General features: G+C 62.6%; 18 protein-coding genes. 8 read left to right on the top strand and 10 right to left on the bottom strand.

What is annotated here, in order from left to right; all coding sequences use genetic code 11:
* The first annotated feature begins 129 nt into the window (after nt 1–129).
* From ACH79_RS07620 to ACH79_RS07600, 5 genes are all read left to right on the top strand, one after another.
* On the top strand, nt 130–1,401 hold the full coding sequence (locus tag ACH79_RS07620) for a lipoprotein-releasing ABC transporter permease subunit (RefSeq protein WP_161850464.1): 1,272 nt from the start codon (nt 130–132) through the stop codon (nt 1,399–1,401).
* 393 nt (nt 1,402–1,794) lie between these two features.
* Nucleotides 1,795–3,213: a threonine synthase gene (gene thrC, locus ACH79_RS07615; RefSeq protein WP_161850463.1), complete on the top strand. Its 1,419-nt coding sequence runs from the start codon at nt 1,795–1,797 to the stop codon at nt 3,211–3,213.
* Complete coding sequence (locus ACH79_RS07610; protein WP_161850462.1) at nt 3,210–4,499, top strand: pitrilysin family protein; 1,290 nt, start codon at nt 3,210–3,212, stop codon at nt 4,497–4,499. The genes thrC and ACH79_RS07610 overlap by 4 nt, the downstream gene beginning before the upstream one ends.
* A 61-nt stretch (nt 4,500–4,560) precedes the next feature.
* Nucleotides 4,561–5,148 carry a GNAT family N-acetyltransferase gene (locus tag ACH79_RS07605; RefSeq protein WP_161850461.1) on the top strand — a complete coding sequence of 196 codons (588 nt, stop codon included), beginning with the start codon at nt 4,561–4,563 and terminating at the stop codon, nt 5,146–5,148.
* 99 nt (nt 5,149–5,247) lie between these two features.
* Complete coding sequence (locus tag ACH79_RS07600; RefSeq protein ID WP_161850460.1) at nt 5,248–5,886, top strand: hypothetical protein; 639 nt, start codon at nt 5,248–5,250, stop codon at nt 5,884–5,886.
* A gap of 52 nt (nt 5,887–5,938) precedes the next feature.
* Here ACH79_RS07600 and ACH79_RS07595 read toward each other — a convergent pair whose 3' ends face one another.
* From ACH79_RS07595 to ACH79_RS07575, 5 genes are all read right to left on the bottom strand, one after another.
* Nucleotides 5,939–6,424, bottom strand: a complete 486-nt coding sequence (locus ACH79_RS07595) for an ATP F0F1 synthase subunit B (RefSeq protein ID WP_161850459.1) — start codon at nt 6,422–6,424, stop codon at nt 5,939–5,941.
* Between the two features lie 4 nt (nt 6,425–6,428).
* Nucleotides 6,429–6,992, bottom strand: a complete 564-nt coding sequence (locus ACH79_RS07590) for a F0F1 ATP synthase subunit B' (protein WP_161850458.1) — start codon at nt 6,990–6,992, stop codon at nt 6,429–6,431.
* Between the two features lie 57 nt (nt 6,993–7,049).
* A complete protein-coding gene (locus ACH79_RS07585; RefSeq protein ID WP_016847054.1) occupies nt 7,050–7,280 on the bottom strand; it encodes a F0F1 ATP synthase subunit C in 231 nt (76 codons plus the stop codon).
* 56 nt (nt 7,281–7,336) lie between these two features.
* Complete coding sequence (locus ACH79_RS07580; RefSeq protein ID WP_161850457.1) at nt 7,337–8,092, bottom strand: F0F1 ATP synthase subunit A; 756 nt, start codon at nt 8,090–8,092, stop codon at nt 7,337–7,339.
* A 69-nt stretch (nt 8,093–8,161) separates the two neighbouring features.
* Nucleotides 8,162–8,533: an AtpZ/AtpI family protein gene (locus tag ACH79_RS07575; RefSeq protein ID WP_161856258.1), complete on the bottom strand. Its 372-nt coding sequence runs from the start codon at nt 8,531–8,533 to the stop codon at nt 8,162–8,164.
* Between the two features lie 275 nt (nt 8,534–8,808).
* Here ACH79_RS07575 and ACH79_RS07570 point away from each other — a divergent pair, with 275 nt between their 5' ends.
* The 3 genes from ACH79_RS07570 to ACH79_RS07560 all read left to right on the top strand — a co-directional run bounded on the left by ACH79_RS07570 (nt 8,809) and on the right by ACH79_RS07560 (nt 10,622).
* Complete coding sequence (locus ACH79_RS07570) at nt 8,809–9,432, top strand: 2-hydroxychromene-2-carboxylate isomerase (RefSeq protein WP_161850456.1); 624 nt, start codon at nt 8,809–8,811, stop codon at nt 9,430–9,432.
* Between the two features lie 61 nt (nt 9,433–9,493).
* Nucleotides 9,494–10,033 (top strand): hypothetical protein, encoded by a 540-nt coding sequence (locus ACH79_RS07565; RefSeq protein WP_161850455.1) that lies wholly within the window; start codon nt 9,494–9,496, stop codon nt 10,031–10,033.
* A gap of 115 nt (nt 10,034–10,148) precedes the next feature.
* The gene (locus ACH79_RS07560; protein ID WP_161850454.1) at nt 10,149–10,622 is read left to right on the top strand and encodes a secondary thiamine-phosphate synthase enzyme YjbQ; all 474 of its coding nucleotides are present in this window, start codon (nt 10,149–10,151) and stop codon (nt 10,620–10,622) included.
* 68 nt (nt 10,623–10,690) lie between these two features.
* On the opposite strand, the gene ACH79_RS07555 is transcribed toward ACH79_RS07560, so the two are convergent.
* The 5 genes from ACH79_RS07555 to ACH79_RS07535 all read right to left on the bottom strand — a co-directional run bounded on the left by ACH79_RS07555 (nt 10,691) and on the right by ACH79_RS07535 (nt 15,789).
* The gene (locus tag ACH79_RS07555) at nt 10,691–12,313 is read right to left on the bottom strand and encodes an MFS transporter (protein ID WP_371419451.1); all 1,623 of its coding nucleotides are present in this window, start codon (nt 12,311–12,313) and stop codon (nt 10,691–10,693) included.
* 223 nt (nt 12,314–12,536) lie between these two features.
* Nucleotides 12,537–12,905, bottom strand: a complete 369-nt coding sequence (locus ACH79_RS07550; protein ID WP_161850452.1) for a hypothetical protein — start codon at nt 12,903–12,905, stop codon at nt 12,537–12,539.
* Between the two features lie 97 nt (nt 12,906–13,002).
* On the bottom strand, nt 13,003–13,326 hold the full coding sequence (locus tag ACH79_RS07545) for a hypothetical protein (RefSeq protein ID WP_161850451.1): 324 nt from the start codon (nt 13,324–13,326) through the stop codon (nt 13,003–13,005).
* The gene (locus ACH79_RS42900) at nt 13,323–13,742 is read right to left on the bottom strand and encodes a hypothetical protein (RefSeq protein ID WP_202639197.1); all 420 of its coding nucleotides are present in this window, start codon (nt 13,740–13,742) and stop codon (nt 13,323–13,325) included. The genes ACH79_RS07545 and ACH79_RS42900 overlap by 4 nt, the downstream gene beginning before the upstream one ends.
* Nucleotides 13,743–13,812: 70 nt before the next feature.
* Nucleotides 13,813–15,789, bottom strand: coding sequence for a sodium:solute symporter family protein (locus ACH79_RS07535; protein ID WP_161850450.1), 1,977 nt, complete (start codon nt 15,787–15,789; stop codon nt 13,813–13,815).
* Nucleotides 15,790–15,802 lie beyond the last annotated feature (13 nt).

The following is a 15,802-nucleotide window of genomic DNA, read 5'->3' as shown; positions in this document are numbered from 1 at the left end:
GAAGAAGAGCTTGACGCAGCGCCGCTCGCTTTGCTGCCGCTCCCGGAATGGCGGGAATATGGCGGTGGATGAAGCTCATTCTTTGAAGCTGGCGCACGAATCGTCCCGAAAACGCGCTATGAATGGACCATGGAAAAGGTCCCGCGTCCCCTGCCGTTTTCGGCATTCGAATGGCTCGTGTCCGGGCGCTACTTGCGGGCGCGGCGCAAGGAAGGCTTCATTTCCGTCATCGCCGGTTTTTCCTTCCTCGGCATCATGCTCGGCGTGGCGACGCTGATTATCGTGATGGCCGTCATGAACGGCTTCCGCAAGGAACTGGTGGACAAGATCGTCGGCCTGAACGGCCATCTTCTGGTGCAGCCGCTGGAGTCGCCGCTGACGGACTGGGAGGATGTTACGGAGCGCATCAGGCGGGTTCCAGACATCAAGCTCGCCGCTCCCGTCGTGGACGGCCCGGCGCTGGCATCGTCGGCGCACAATGCTTCCGGCGTCCTCATTCGCGGCATTCGCTCCGATGATCTGAACAAACTCGCCGCGATCGCCGGCAACATCCAGCAGGGCTCGCTGGATGGGTTCAATCAGGGGCAGGGGGTCGCCATCGGCCGCCGGCTTGCCGATCAATTGTCGCTGCGTGCCGGCGACAACATCACGCTGGTCGCGCCGGATGGAGCCGTGAAGTCGAAGGGCACGAACGCCCGTATCAAGCCGTACAAGGTTGCGGCGGTGTTCAGCATCGACATGTCGGAATATGATTCCGTCATGGTGTTTCTGCCGCTCGCCGAGGCACAGGCCTATTTCAACCGTGGCAATGACGTGAGCGCCATCGAAGTTTTCATCGAAGGCAGCCCGGACAAGGTCGACAGTTTTCGCAGGCCGGTGGCTGACGCGGCAGGGCGGCCGGTGTTCCTGGTCGATTGGAGGCGGCGGACCTCGGCCTTCTTCGCAGCGCTCCAGGTCGAACGCAATGTCATGTTCCTGATCCTGACCTTGATCGTGCTGGTCGCCGCGCTGAACATCGTGTCGGGCCTGATCATGCTGGTGAAGGACAAGGGCAGCGACATCGCCATTCTGCGCACCGTCGGCGCCTCGCGCGGCGCGATCATGCGGGTGTTCCTGATCGCAGGTGCTGCGATCGGCGTGCTCGGCACGATGACCGGATTGCTCGTCGGCATGCTGGTTTGTCTGAATATCGAAACGATCCGGCAATTTCTGTCCTGGATCACCAATACCGAGCTGTTTCCGCCAAAACTCTACTTCTTGTCGAAGCTGCCGGCAGAGATCGATTTTGGAGAGACCGCCGCCGTTGTGGTCATGGCATTGACGCTGTCGTTCCTCGCCACGCTCTATCCCTCCTGGCGCGCCGCGCGGCTCGATCCGGTCGAAGCGCTTCGGTACGGGTGAGGGCGCTCTGCCCGCTCCTACAAATGAGAGATGCAACCGTCGGGCGCAGGGGTCGCGAGGTCGCGAAACTGCATCCTCCGTCATTGCGAGCCAACGGGTCGCGCGAATGCGCGCCCCGCGACGAGCGCAATTGCGCTCGCGCAGTGATGACAGGCTCCGCGAAGCAATCCATCCATCCCCGAGCCGGGACCTGGATTGCTTCGCTGCGCTCGCAATAACGCATATGGACAATTGCGCATTTTGCGGTAGCTGCGCCCTTCCTTTTTCGCCCAAGAGCCATTTCCCCTCGGCACAAAAACGCTTTATGGTGACTCCTCGCCTCGCGCTTGGCGAAATCTAATTCATGATCAGTATCAAAGGCTTGGCATAGGGCTGGCGCCTTTGGAGGGTGGTTTGACGCGCTATATTTCGACGCGGGGGGAAGCCCCCGTTCTGGGTTTCTGCGATGTGATGCTGACCGGGCTCGCCCGCGACGGCGGCCTCTATGTGCCCGAGGTCTGGCCGCAACTATCGCGCGAGGCCATCGCCTCCTTCTTCGGCCGGCCCTATTGGGAAGTCGCCGTCGACGTGATCAAGCCGTTTGCCGCAGGCGAAATCTCCGACGCCGATCTCGGTCGCATGGCGAATGAGGCCTACGCCACATTCCGCCATCCCGCGGTGGTGCCGCTGAATCAGGTCAGCCCCAACCAGTTCGTGCTGGAGCTGTTCCACGGCCCGACGCTGGCGTTCAAGGACGTCGCGATGCAGTTGATCTCGCGGCTGATGGATCACGTGCTGGCCAAGCGCAACCAGCGCACCACCATCGTGGTTGCGACCTCGGGCGACACCGGCGGCGCCGCGGTCGATGCGTTCGCGGGTCTCGACAATGTCGATCTGGTCGTGCTGTTCCCGAACGGGCGCATCTCCGACGTGCAGCGGCGGATGATGACGACGACCGGCGCCGCCAACGTGCATGCGCTGGCGATCGAGGGCACGTTCGACGATTGCCAGGCTATCCTGAAGTCGATGTTCAACCATCACGGCTTTCGCGACGCGGTCTCGCTGTCGGGCGTCAACTCGATCAACTGGGCTCGGATCGTCGCCCAGGTGGTGTACTATTTCACCTCGGCCGTCGCGCTCGGCGCGCCCGCGCGCACGGTTGATTTTACCGTGCCGACCGGCAATTTCGGCGACATTTTTGCAGGCTACGTCGCCAAGAAAATGGGCCTGCCGGTGCGCTGGCTCCGCATCGCCTCCAACATCAACGACATCCTGCCGCGCACGCTCAAAACCGGCATCTATGAAGTGCGCGAAGTTCACGCCTCTGCTTCGCCCTCGATGGACATCCAGGTCTCCTCGAATTTCGAGCGGCTGCTGTTCGAGGCGAGCCGCCGCGATGCTGACAGCGTCCGCCGGCTGATGGCCTCGCTGAAGCAGTCCGGCCGCTTCGTGCTGCCGGATGCCATGCTGGCCGCGATCCGCGAGGAGTTTGACGCCGGCCGCGCCGACGAGACCGAAACCTCGGCCGCGATCCGCACCGCCTGGCGCGAGGCCGGCGAACTCGTCGATCCCCATACCGCGGTGGCGCTGGCGGTGGCCGATCGCGACACCTCGGATTCGAAGATCCCCAACATCGTGCTGTCGACCGCGCATCCGGCCAAGTTCCCCGATGCCGTGGAAGCCGCCTGCGGCGTGCGGCCGCAACTGCCGGCCTGGCTCGACGGCCTGATGACCAAATCCGAACACATCACGGTGATGAAAAACGATTCAGCCGAAGTGGAGCGATTCGTGCGCTCGGTGAGCCGTGCCGCGAAGCAGGGAGTAACCGGATGAGTGTCGACGTGACCAAGCTGCCGTCCGGCCTGACCGTCGTCACCGACACCATGCCGCATCTGGAAACCGCGGCGCTCGGCGTCTGGGCCGGTGTCGGCGGCCGCGACGAAAAGCCAAACGAGCACGGCATCTCGCATCTGCTCGAACACATGGCTTTCAAGGGCACGACGCGGCGCTCCTCGCGCGAGATTGTCGAGGAGATCGAGGCGGTCGGCGGCGATCTCAACGCTGGCACCTCGACCGAGACCACGGCCTATTATGCGCGGGTGATGAAGGCCGACGTGCCGCTCGCGCTCGATGTGCTCTCCGACATCCTCACCAACCCGTCCTTCGTGCCCGATGAGCTCGAGCGCGAGAAGAGCGTCATCGTGCAGGAAATCGGCGCGGCGCAGGATACGCCTGATGACGTCGTGTTCGAGCACCTCAACGAACTCTGCTTTCCGGACCAGCCGATGGGCCGCTCGCTGCTCGGCACCGCCAAGACGCTGAAGAAATTCGATCGCGACATGCTGCGCGGCTATCTCTCCACGCATTACCGCGGGCCCGACATGGTGGTGGCGGCCGCCGGTGCTGTTGACCACAAGCGCGTGGTGGAGGAAGCAGCGCAGAAATTTGCCAGCTTCGACGCCACGCCCGGGCCGAAGCCGCAACCGGCGATGTTCGGCCAGGGCGGCTCGCGCGTGGTGCACCGCGACCTCGAACAGGCGCACCTGACGCTGGCGCTGGAAGGCGTGCCGCAGACCGACCTGTCGCTGTTCTCGCTGCAGGTCTTCACCAATATGCTCGGCGGCGGAATGTCGTCGCGGCTGTTCCAGGAAGTGCGCGAGAAGCGCGGCCTGTGCTACTCGATCTACACCTTCCACGCGCCCTATGCCGACACCGGCTTTTTCGGCCTTTACACCGGCACCGATCCCGGCGACGCGCCGGAAATGATGGAAGTGATCGTCGACGTCATCAATGATGCGGTGGAAACCCTCACCGAAGCCGAAATCGCCCGCGCCAAGGCGCAGATGAAGGCGGGCCTGTTGATGGCGCTGGAAAGCTGCTCGTCCCGGGCCGAACAATTGGCGCGGCACATTTTGGCCTATGGCCGTCCCCTGACGGTGGAAGAACTGGTGGCGCGAATCGACGCCGTCAGCGTCGAATCCACCCAAAGCGCAGCCCACGCGCTATTGTCGCGTAGCCGGCCGGCGGTCGTCGCACTGGGCAGCGGCAGGGGTCTGGACACGGCGGTATCTTTTGCGGAAGGATTGACGCGGTCGAAGGCGAAGACGCTTCTGCATTAAGTCCTGACCTCTGCCCGCAAGGGGCGGGGTGAGGGCGAGTAGTTCGGGCGGGAGAGTGGGCATGGCCCTGTTTCGGTTGCCAACCAGCGGACCTGCCGCGCTTGTGCCGCGCGGCCGCGGCCTCCTGCTGCGTGCGCCGCAGATGTCGGATTTCCCGCAATGGGCGCAATTGCGCGAATCGAGCCGCGCCTACCTGACGCCATGGGAACCGATCTGGCCGTCGGACGATCTGACCCGCGCCGGCTTTCGCCGCCGGTTGCGCCGCTACGCCGAGGATATCGCCGCCGACCGGTCCTATCCGTTCATCATCTTCCGCGAGGCGGATGGCGTCATGATCGGCGGCATCACCCTTGCCAATGTCCGCCGCGGCATCGTGCAGGCCGGCACCATCGGCTATTGGGTTGGCGAACCCCACGCCCATCGCGGCTACATGACCGCGGCCTTGCGGGTGCTGCTGCCGACGCTGTTCGGCGAGCTCAATTTGCATCGCATCGAGGCCGCCTGCATTCCCTCCAATTCGCCGTCGATCCGGGTGCTGGAGAAATGCGGCTTCACCCGCGAGGGGCTGGCGCGGCGCTATCTCTGCATCAACGGGGTCTGGCAGGACCATCTGCTGTTCGGCCTGCTGCACGAGGATTTTCGCGGCTGAAGCGCTGATTTCTAAGCCGTTTTGGTGCCTTGGGTTCGCCGCCATTGGGCTGCTATAACGCCGCCGGGAACAATGACGATGGGATGTCAGGGACGTCGCATGGGTGACAATCGTTTGGTCAGGATCGCGGTGGTGGCTGCGGTCGCGGGCGGGCTGGCGTGCCTGACGGCTGCGCCGGCATCGGCGCAATCGCTGTCCGATCGTTTCAAGAGCCTGTTCGGCGGCAAGTCGGACGAGGAGCCGGCTGCGAATGCGCCGGCGGCGGCTCCGCAGGATACGGGCGATCTGACCTGTCCGCCGGTCACGGTCAGGGCGGGGGCATCCACCTACGCGGTCGGAGCGCCCGGCAAGCAGCCGGTCGGCAACGACCTGCGCTTCCAGGCGACGATCAGCAAGATGGCCCGCGAATGCAGCCTCAATGGCGGCCTCATCACGGCACGGATCGGCATTCAGGGCCGCGTCATCGCCGGTCCTGCCGGCGCCCCGGCCGCGGTCCAGGTTCCGATTCGCGTCGCGGTGGTGCACGGCGGCGTGTCCGAGAAGACCATCGCCACCAAGGCATACCAGACCACGGTCAACATGACCGAAAGCGGCAGCGAGCCGTTCACGCTGGTCGCCGAAGATCTCACTTACCCGGTGCCCCCCGGCGCCGCCGGCGACAGCTACATCTTCTATATCGGCTTCGACCCGCAGGCCCTGAAGCCCGAGCGCCCGACGCCGAAAAAGAAGAAGCAATAAAAAAGCCGGCGCGATCGTCTCGCGCCGGCTTTTGATTGGTGGTGAAAAGCGCTCAGTTCAGCTTGGCGCGAACTTCCGCAATGCCCTTGGCGAGCAGGTCGTCGGCGACCGAGCCCTTGACCGACTTCGACAGGATGGTCGAGGCGGCTTCGACCGCGGCGTTGGCGGCGGCGGCACGGACGTCAGCCAAAGCCTGGGCCTCGGCAAGTGCGATCTTGCCTTCGGCGGTCTTGGTGCGGCGGGCGACGAAGTCTTCCATCTTGGCCTTGGCTTCGGTCGCGATGCGCTCGGCCTCGGCTTTGGCGTTGGCGACGATCTCCTCGGCCTCGCGCTCGGCGCTGGCGCGGCGAGTCTGGTACTCGCCGAGCAGCTTGGCGGCCTCCTCTTTCAGACGGCGGGCGTCGTCAAGTTCGGCCTTGATGCGTTCGCTGCGATGATCGAGCGCCGTCAGCACCGTCTTGTGGATGCCGAGATAGGCAAACAGCACCAGCAGGATGATGAAGGCGATTGCGACCCAGGTTTCCGGTTGGGTGAACATCGGTCTATCCCTTCAACGAAGCGTCGACGGCGCTGCTCACCGCCTTGCTGTCGGGCAGCACGCCGGTGAGACGCTGGACGATCGCGCCGGCCGCATCCGCGGCGATGCCGCGGACATTGCTCATCGCGGTTTGCCGCGTCGCCGCGATCTGCTTCTCGGCGGCGGCAAGCTTGGCGTTGAGCTGGTCTTCCAGCGTCTTGCGCTCGGCTTCCGCAGCCGCATTCAGCTTCTCGCGGGTCTCGTTGCCGATGGCCTGCGCGCGGGTGCGGGCGGAGGCGAGTTCGGTCTCGTACGCCTTCAGCGCCGCGTCCGACTCGTCCTTGAACTTCTGCGCCGCCGCCAGATCGCCCTCGATCGCGTTTTGACGCGCGTCGATCACGCTTTCGACGCGCGGCAGCGCGATGCGAGAGACGATGACGTAGAGCGCGACGAACGCGATGGCGAGCGAGACCAGCTGCGAAGCAAACGTGCTCGACTCGAACGGAGGAAATCCTCCGCCGTGTCCGCCGTCGGCTTCGGTGTGGGCGCCGGTGCCCTTGGCCGGGGTACCATGACTTTTTTCAGCCACGGGGTTCTCCTGTTGCAATCAGGCGCGCCGCCCGGAGGCGGCGCGAGAAGGTTCAGCTCAGAGCGGAACGAACAGCAGCAGCAGCGCGATCAGCAGCGAGAAAATGCCGAGCGCTTCGGTCACGGCGAAGCCGAAGATCAGGTTGCCGAACTGGCCCTGGGCAGCCGAAGGATTGCGCACCGCCGCGGCAAGGTAGTTGCCGAAGATGATGCCCACGCCGACGCCTGCGCCGCCCATGCCGATGCATGCGATGCCCGCGCCGATAAGTTTAGCTGCTGCCGGTTCCATTTCTAGAGCTCCTTGAGAGGGTAAGACAAAGTGTGGGTGGAAATTCCCCGGACCGCTTAGTGTCCCGGATGAATGGCGTCGTTGAGGTAGATGCAGGTGAGGATCGCGAACACGTAGGCCTGCAGGAATGCGACCAACAGTTCGAGCGCGGTCAGCGCCACCGTGAGTGCCAGCGGCAGCACGCCGCCGATCCAGCCGATCGCTCCAAGCGAAACGCCGAGCATGGCGACGAAGCCCGCGAACACCTTCAACGCGATATGGCCGGCCAGCATGTTGGCGAACAGACGCACGCTGTGCGAGACCGGCCGCAGGAAGAACGACAGGATTTCGATGAACATGACCAGCGGCAGGATGTAGATCGGCACGCCGTGGGGGACGAAAAGTTTGAAGAACTTGAGGCCGTTCTTGTAGAGGCCGTAGATCAGCACCGTGAAGAAAACCAAGAGCGCCAGCGCCGCGGTGACGATGATGTGGCTCGAAACCGTGAACGTGTAGGGGACAATGCCGATCAGGTTCGAGATGCAGATGAACATGAACAGCGAGAAGATCAGCGGGAAGAACTTCATGCCTTCCGTGCCGGCGGTCGAGCGGATCGTGCTCGCGACGAACTCGTAGGAGATTTCCGCGATCGACTGCAGCCGCCCGGGAACCAGTTGCCCTCTCGCCATGCCGCCGATCATCAATAGCGAGATCACCGCTACCGAGAGGAACATGTAGAGCGTCGAGTTGGTGAAGGCGATCGTTTGGTTGCCGATGTGGCCGATCGTGAAGAGGGGTTCGATATTGAACTGGTGGATCGGGTCGATTTTCATCCGCGCGGCTCTTTATCCACCGGCCTAGCCGGCAATCGAATTTCAAATGTCGTGACTTCCCGACGACGCTCAGCGCCTGCCTGGACCTGCGCCTGCAGTTCTCACCACGTTGACCACGCCGGCGACGAAGCCGAGCAGAAGAAACACGATGAAACCGAACGGCGATGTCGACAATAAACGGTCGAACCCCCAGCCAATCGCCGCTCCGACGACAACGCCCGCGACCAATTCCGAGGAAAGCCGGAAACCCAGCGCCATCGCAGATGCTCTGGCAGCCGTATCTCCGCTTTCGGTACCGGGTTGATCAGTCCTGGGTTTGCGGCTGTCACGAATTTCGGACAACCGGTGATCCAGACTTCCGAGCCTTGCGGAAAGCGCAGCTTCGTCGGAAGACGGCTGATCGCGATTCCCACTTGCGTTGTCGTTTTTGTCTTCGGCCATGCCCAAGACATTAAACGATGCCAACGGTTGATGGAAATTACGCCCGTCACCCTTGAAAGCCGCGCGGACCATACTTACCGCGTCTAATCAAGTCAAGGTTAGGCCCTAACCAGTTAGTGCTTTGATTTGATTGGAATTATTCGAGGTTCATCTGCGGCACTGTGGACTGTCATCGCAGTGCAGCAGCTATTCCCGCAAGGATCGATCTTGCACCCGTCTGGGCGGTCTGTTGGGATGCTTCGCGCGAAACGAAAATCCGCGTTCCCGGAGGGCGCATGCCGCGTCAGGTCGACTACTATTTCTCGATCCAATCGCCGTGGGCCTATATCGGGCATCAAGCCTTTCGCGACCTCGTAAGTACTTACGATTTAAGGGTTAATCACAAGCCGGTGGTGCTGGTCGATCTGTTCTCGGAGACCGGTGGCCTGCCCTTGATGAAGCGCCACCCGGTGCGGCAGCGCTACCGGATGGTCGAGCTGCAGCGCTGGCGCGACAAGCGCGGGCTGAAATTCAATCTGCAGCCGGCCCACTGGCCCTTCAACGCGCGGCTCGCCGACGGCGTCGTGATCGCGGCGCTCGAGGCTGGCCACGACCCCGACCAGTATTTGCGGCGGGCCTTCGCCGGCGTCTGGGAAAATCAACTCAATCTCGCCGATCCCGCAACGATTGCAAAACTCGCCGATGAATCGGGGCTGCCCGGCAAGCAATTGGTGGAGCGCTCCGGCGCGGAGGACATCACGGCGGCGTATGAGCAGAACCGGCAGGAGGCGCTGGCGGCCGACGTGTTCGGCTCGCCGGTCTATGTGCTGGATGGCGAGGTGTTCTGGGGCCAGGACCGCATCGAATTGCTGGACGATGCGTTGAAGTCCGGCCGGGCGGCCTATAGTTCAAAGGTGTAAGGCGCCTTGAAAGCGCCCCGCCGGTCGAAGAAACCGGTAACTCCTGAGGCGGGAGCAAGCCATGCGCACAGCGAAATCGTCCTCGAGATTTTTAAGCCCCGTCGCGCTCGCGCTCTGTCTCGCAGCCGGCAGCCAGGCGTTCGCAGGGCCGATGCCGGAGACCGAGAACGGGCGCTATTCGCTGTCGCCGGCCGGCGATGGCGTATTGCGGCTCGACACCAGGACCGGCGCGGTCTCCACCTGCACCAATTCGGGCACAGGCTGGGCCTGCTACGCGGTGCCCGATGAGCGCTCGGCGATGGATTCGGAAATCGGCCGTCTGCAGGCCGACATTGGCCGGTTACAAGCCGAGAATGAAAAGCTGAAATCGGAACTCGCCTCGCGCGAACCCACCGTGCCGGGCAAGATCGAGGAGCCGCTGCCGAAATCGGACTCGCTGAAGCCGGGCGGGCCGAAGATTGCCGAGGGCGAGCGCAAGATCGAAATCCCGCTGCCGAGCGACCGCGACATGGATCGCATGATGTCGTTCCTGGAGAAGGCCTGGCGGCGCCTGATCGAGATGGCCAACCGCGTGCAGCGGGACGTCAACGGCAAGATTTGATTGCCATTGAGTTTGTAGGGTGGGCAAAGCGAAGCGTGCCCACCGATTTTATCGAGCAAGAACTGGTGGGCACGGCGCAAAATGCGCCTTTGCCCACCCTACGAAGATCGCAGTGATGGCCGCACCAAAGTCCTTCTCCCGCACGTCCCCCTCCGCCGTCACCGCCAACACCATCGTGTCCTCGCTGCTGACGGTGCAGACGTCGGGCACAGGCTTCACCGACCTCACCGCCGAAGTCGCAAAATTCGTGGCGGAGGCGCGGGCGCGCGAAGGCGCGGTGACGCTGTTCATCCGTCACACCTCGGCGTCGCTGACGATCCAGGAAAATGCCGATCCGACCGTGCTTGTCGATCTGACGACGGCGCTGAACCGGCTCGCGCCGGAAAACGCCGGCTGGCGCCATGACACCGAGGGGCCTGACGACATGCCCGCGCACATCAAGACCATGCTGACCGCGACCTCGCTGCACGTCCCGGTGCTGCAGGGCGCGCTCGCGCTCGGCACATGGCAGGCGATCTATCTGGTCGAGCACCGTGCGCGGCCGCACCGCCGCGAGATCGTGCTGCAGTTCGCTGGCGCGACGGACTGAAAACCCCCAAAAGCAAACCGGCCGCGGATTGCTCCGCGGCCGGTCCGTGATTGATGAACGTGAGCCGGTTACTTCGTGATGTCGACGTCCTTGGTTTCCGGCAGGAAGAAGAAGCCGACGACCGCGGTGATCGAAGCGAAGATGATCGGATACCAGAGACCTGCATAGATGTCGCCGGTGGAGGCCACGATCGCGAACGAGGTCGCCGGCAGCAAGCCGCCGAACCAGCCGTTGCCGATGTGATAGGGCAGCGACATCGAGGTGTAGCGGATCTTGGTCGGGAACAGTTCGACCAGCATCGCCGCGATCGGCCCGTACACCATCGTGACGTAGATCACCAGGACGAACAGCAGTCCAATGATCGCCGCGATCTGCGGTTTGAAGATGTCGAACGGATGCGACATCTTCACGATGCCGGCGTCACCGGCCTTCGGATAGCCGGCCGCTTGAACCGCCGCCAGCACCGCCGGGTTGGAGGCCTTGGCGTCGGCGTAAGCAATGTCCTTGCCGTTGACGACGACCTTCACGCCGGAGCCTGCTGCGCCGTAGGAGGTCGAGTACTTGACCGACTGCTGGGACAGGTAGGCGCGGGCGGTGTCGCATGGCGCCGAGAAGACGCGGGTGCCAACCGGGTTGAACAGATCGCCGCAGCCTTTTGGATCGGCGACCACCTCGACCTTGACCGACTCGATGGCCTTTTCCAGCGCTGGGTTGGCATTGCTGGTGATCATCTTGAAGATCGGGAAGAAGGTCAGCGCCGCGATCAGGCAGCCTGCCAGGATGATCGGCTTGCGGCCGATCTTGTCGGACAGCGCGCCGAACACGATGAAGAAGCCGGTGCCGAACAGAAGCGACCAGGCGATCAGCAGGTTGGCGGTGTAGCCGTCGACCTTCAGGATCGATTGCAGGAAGAACAGCGCGTAGAACTGGCCGGTGTACCAGACCACGCCCTGACCCATCACGCCGCCGATCAGTGCCAGAATGACGATCTTGGCATTGCTCCAGTTGGCGAAGGCTTCGGTCAGTGGCGCTTTCGAGCCCTTGCCCTCCTCCTTCATCTTCTGGAACACCGGGGATTCGTTCAACTTCAGGCGGATCACGACCGACACGCCGAGAAGCACCACAGACAGCAGGAACGGGATGCGCCAGCCCCAGGCAGCGAACGCAGGCTCGCCGAGCGCCGTACGGGTGAACAGGATCACCAGCAGCGAGAGGAAGAGGCCAAGCGTTGCCGTGGTCTGGATGAACGACGTGTAGTACCCGCGTTTTCCGTGCGGTGAATGCTCGGCCACGTAGGTCGCCGCGCCGCCGTATTCGCCGCCGAGCGCAAGACCCTGCAGCAGGCGCAGACCGATCAGGATGATCGGCGCCGCGATGCCGATAGTGGCGGCGTTGGGCAGCAGGCCGACGATGAAGGTCGACAGGCCCATGATCAGGATGGTGACCAGGAAGGTGTATTTGCGTCCGACGATGTCGCCGACACGTCCGAACACGATAGCGCCGAACGGGCGGACGAGGAAGCCGGCGGCGAAGGCGAGCAGTGCGAAGATGTCACGCGTCGCTGGCGGATATTCCGAGAAGAATTGTGCGCCGATGATGCCGGCAAGTGAGCCGTAAAGGTAGAAGTCGTACCATTCGAAGACGGTGCCAAGCGACGATGCGAAGATGACGAAACGTTCGTCCTTCGTCATGCCGGCGGCCTTGCCGGATGTGATAGCAACAGTAGACATTTCGGATTCGCTCCCCTTTTATATTCGCGCAGATGTGCGTTGCGCCAGTTCGACGCGTAATTGTGCGCCTCACTACATGTTCGGGGGCGATGGCCCAATAGTACTTTCGGCGGGCACAGCACCGCCTTGCGTCGATTGGGCCACAGCGATCGTTGAATCCGCCGGTTATCGGCGCAGTCTCTAACTAAAGTCCAATAACAGAGAAAAAGAGCGCAACGCTCCACATCACAATTGAGATGATCGCGGTCCATCGCGCGAACGACAAGTAAGTCTCCCGCATGATGGTCGAAATCATCTTTTGGGCGAGTGCCTGAGGCGGTCGGCTCTCCTTGGGCAGATAGAGCCACATCTCGGTCCGGCGGTGGTCCTTTGTTCTTGCTTCCCATGCCTTGAGAATGAGCACGAGGGTCATTGCCATGCTGAGAAAGCCGCCTGCCTGGAAAGCAGACCGCGGAAGAAAAGACAGGCCAATCATGATGCAAAATATGGCAAGCGATGCGAATCCGCAGGCGCGCAGCACCGTTTCATAGGCGATACGGCGCATCTCTTCCATGATCCGCCGCTCCGTTGAGGAAGGGAAACTGCCGGATTCAAAAGCTCGCCACAGCGTAGTCCCGGCGCGTCCGGCCCTCAATACCGCGCAACAGCGGTTACAGTCCGATCTTGAGAAAGTTACCGGCGGCGGGAAGCGCGAGAATCGCGGTTCCGGCAAGCCAGATCCAGAGCGATATGTCGTTTGACTCGGAGGCGCCGGTGACCCGCTCGTAGATGGCGGCGGGAATGCCGCCGAGGATGACGGTCGCGGTCGAGACCATCAGCGATGCGACCATCAGCGTCAGGGACAGGCTGCCAAACAGCAGCGGACCGGCGAGCATCTGCACATACAGCAGCGTGAAAATCAGTGCGAGCTGGTTGAAGATGCCGTTGATCATCCCGAAGAACGCAATTCCGATGAAATAGAAATTGCGGTTCATGATGCCGCTCCGCCGAACCTGGGGGCGAGGTTCAACACCAGCAACGTGTAGTGAAACACCACGCGCAGCCAGAACAACCAGACGAAGCCGAACAGCCATAGCACTGCGGGAGGAGTGATCTTCGGGGTTAAGATCGAAATGACACCGATCACGGGATCGGTGATCCGGCAAAAGAACCGCCAGATATAGTTCGGCGAATCCGCGTCGACCATCAGGCCGAGCAGGAACCGGCCAAGCATCGTATACATCAATGCCGCCAGGATGAAGTTTGGCAGATGAAAGTACCAATAGCTGGCAAACGAAGATGCAGTATCCAAAGTCCGTTGCTCCCGCAGCGCTTCAGCAATCGATGAACCGGGATCGGTAACGACATCACGATCGTGCCCAACAATGGCAAGTGGCGACTTTCCGGGCAAGCGATGTCATGGCTTCATCGAAAACAAAACGGGGCCCGCAGGGGCCCCGTTTGCCGATATCCGGCTGCACTCAGGTGGTCTTCTCTTCGAGCACCGTCCTGCCGCGCGGTTTGCGGATTTCGTCGACATAGGCCTGCATTTCGGCCGATGGCTCCTTGCCGAGCTTGCTGACGATGTAGATGACGGCGAAGCCGAGCGGAGCTCCCAACAAGCCGCAGTTGATGTTGTTGAGGTCGAACCAGCCGACCTTGTTGGCCATCGGGTGGGCGAGGGTGGGGAAGCTTTCCATGGCATTGGGCAATGCCATGGCTTTCGCGATGTCGACCAGCGGCGCCCCCGTCAGCGGGTTGGTCAGCGAGGTCATGCCGAAGTACTTCACGCCTGCGCCCGGGAAGTACCGCGATGTCACGAGATAGAACAGGCAGAGGCCGAAGCCGGCAATAATGCCGCAGACCGCACCCGTCGCCGTCGTGCGTTTCCACCAGACGCCCATCACCAGCGCCGGGAAGTTCCCGGCCATCGCAAGCGAGAACGCCCAGCCGACCATGGCCAGGATGTCGCCGGGTTTGGTTGCCGCTGTCGCGGCCGCGATCACGGCGACGACCACAAGGAGAGCGCGAGCCACCGTGAGCCGACGCATGGTCGGCGCGTTGGGGTCGATCATCTTGTAGTAGATGTCGTGCGACAATGCGTTGGCGATGGCGAGCAGCAGCCCGTCAGCGGTGGACAGCGCGGCGGCGAGACCGCCCGCTGCCACCAGACCCGAGATCACATAGGGAAGGCCTGCGATCTCCGGTGTGGAGAGCACGATGACGTCCGTGTTGATGACGAAGTCCTGCAGCCGGACCACGCCGGGATGATCGGCAATCGCCTTGCACGCCGCAACGATGGCGTCGATGCTGCCTGCGTTCTTGCCGCAGATCTGGATCAGCCCCAGCTCACCCCAGCTGAACAGCCAAGGGCGGATGGCCGTCAGATCCCGTCCGATGATGTTGGTGTAGACTTCCAGCTTCGAGAACGCCGCGTAGGCCGGCGCCGAGAAGTAAAGCAGGAAGATGAACAGCAACGACCACGCCACGGACTGGCGCGCTTCACGCACCGACGGGGTGGTGAAATAACGCATCAGGATGTGCGGCAACGAAGCCGTGCCGACCATCATGCACATGATGATCCCAAAGAAGTTGAGCGGGCTATAGTTGATGAAGGGCTGGATGTGCGGCTTCAACGCCGCGGCTGTCGTCAGACCCGCCGCCAGCATTTGCTGTTCCCGCGCGCCAATATCCGCGATTGCCTGACCATACGTGAGTTGGGGGATCGGAATCCCGAACTTGATGGTCGACAGGATCACGATCGGCGTCAGATAGGCGATGATCAGCACGATGTATTGTGCGATCTGCGTCCATGTCACCGCCCGCATGCCGCCCAGCATCGCGCAGAGCAGGATGCCGACAAGTCCCGCGAAAACTGCAAGCTCAAACTGCATTCCGAGGAATCGCGAGGCGATAATCCCGGTGCCGTAGATTTGCGCCGTCACATAGGTGAAGGAGCAGGCGACAAGGACGATCACGCCAAGAAAGCGGGCGAAGTTGCCGCCGTACCGGAACGACAGGAAGTCAGGCACGGTATAGGCGCCGAACTTGCGCAGGTACGGCCCGATCAGGATCGACACCAGCACAAATCCGCCGGTCCATCCGAGCACCCATGCGAGGCCGTCGTAACCCAGCAGGAATAAGGTGCCGGCCATGCCGACGAAGGACGCCGCCGACATCCAGTCGGCGCCGGTTGCCATGCCGTTGTAGAACGCGGGCACGCGTCTTCCGGCGACGTAGTATTCGGAGACTTCTGCTGTTCGCGTCATCACGCCGATGATGGCGTAGACCGCAAGCGTGAAGAAGACGAACAGGTAGCCGAGGATCTTGTTCGGAACGCCAACCTGCTCGAGAATCGCGAGGAAGATGATGAAAGCCAGGAACCCGCCGGTGTAGGTCCCGTACATCCTGCCGAGATTTTTGATGAAATCCGAAGTGGCAGCGCCTTGCGTGGCCATGTCGATGCTCCCC

Source organism: Bradyrhizobium sp. CCBAU 051011, assembly GCF_009930815.1.
Classification (GTDB): domain Bacteria; phylum Pseudomonadota; class Alphaproteobacteria; order Rhizobiales; family Xanthobacteraceae; genus Bradyrhizobium.
The sequence above is the reverse complement of the archived record's forward strand: the minus strand, read 5'-3'. Positions and strand labels throughout refer to the sequence as shown.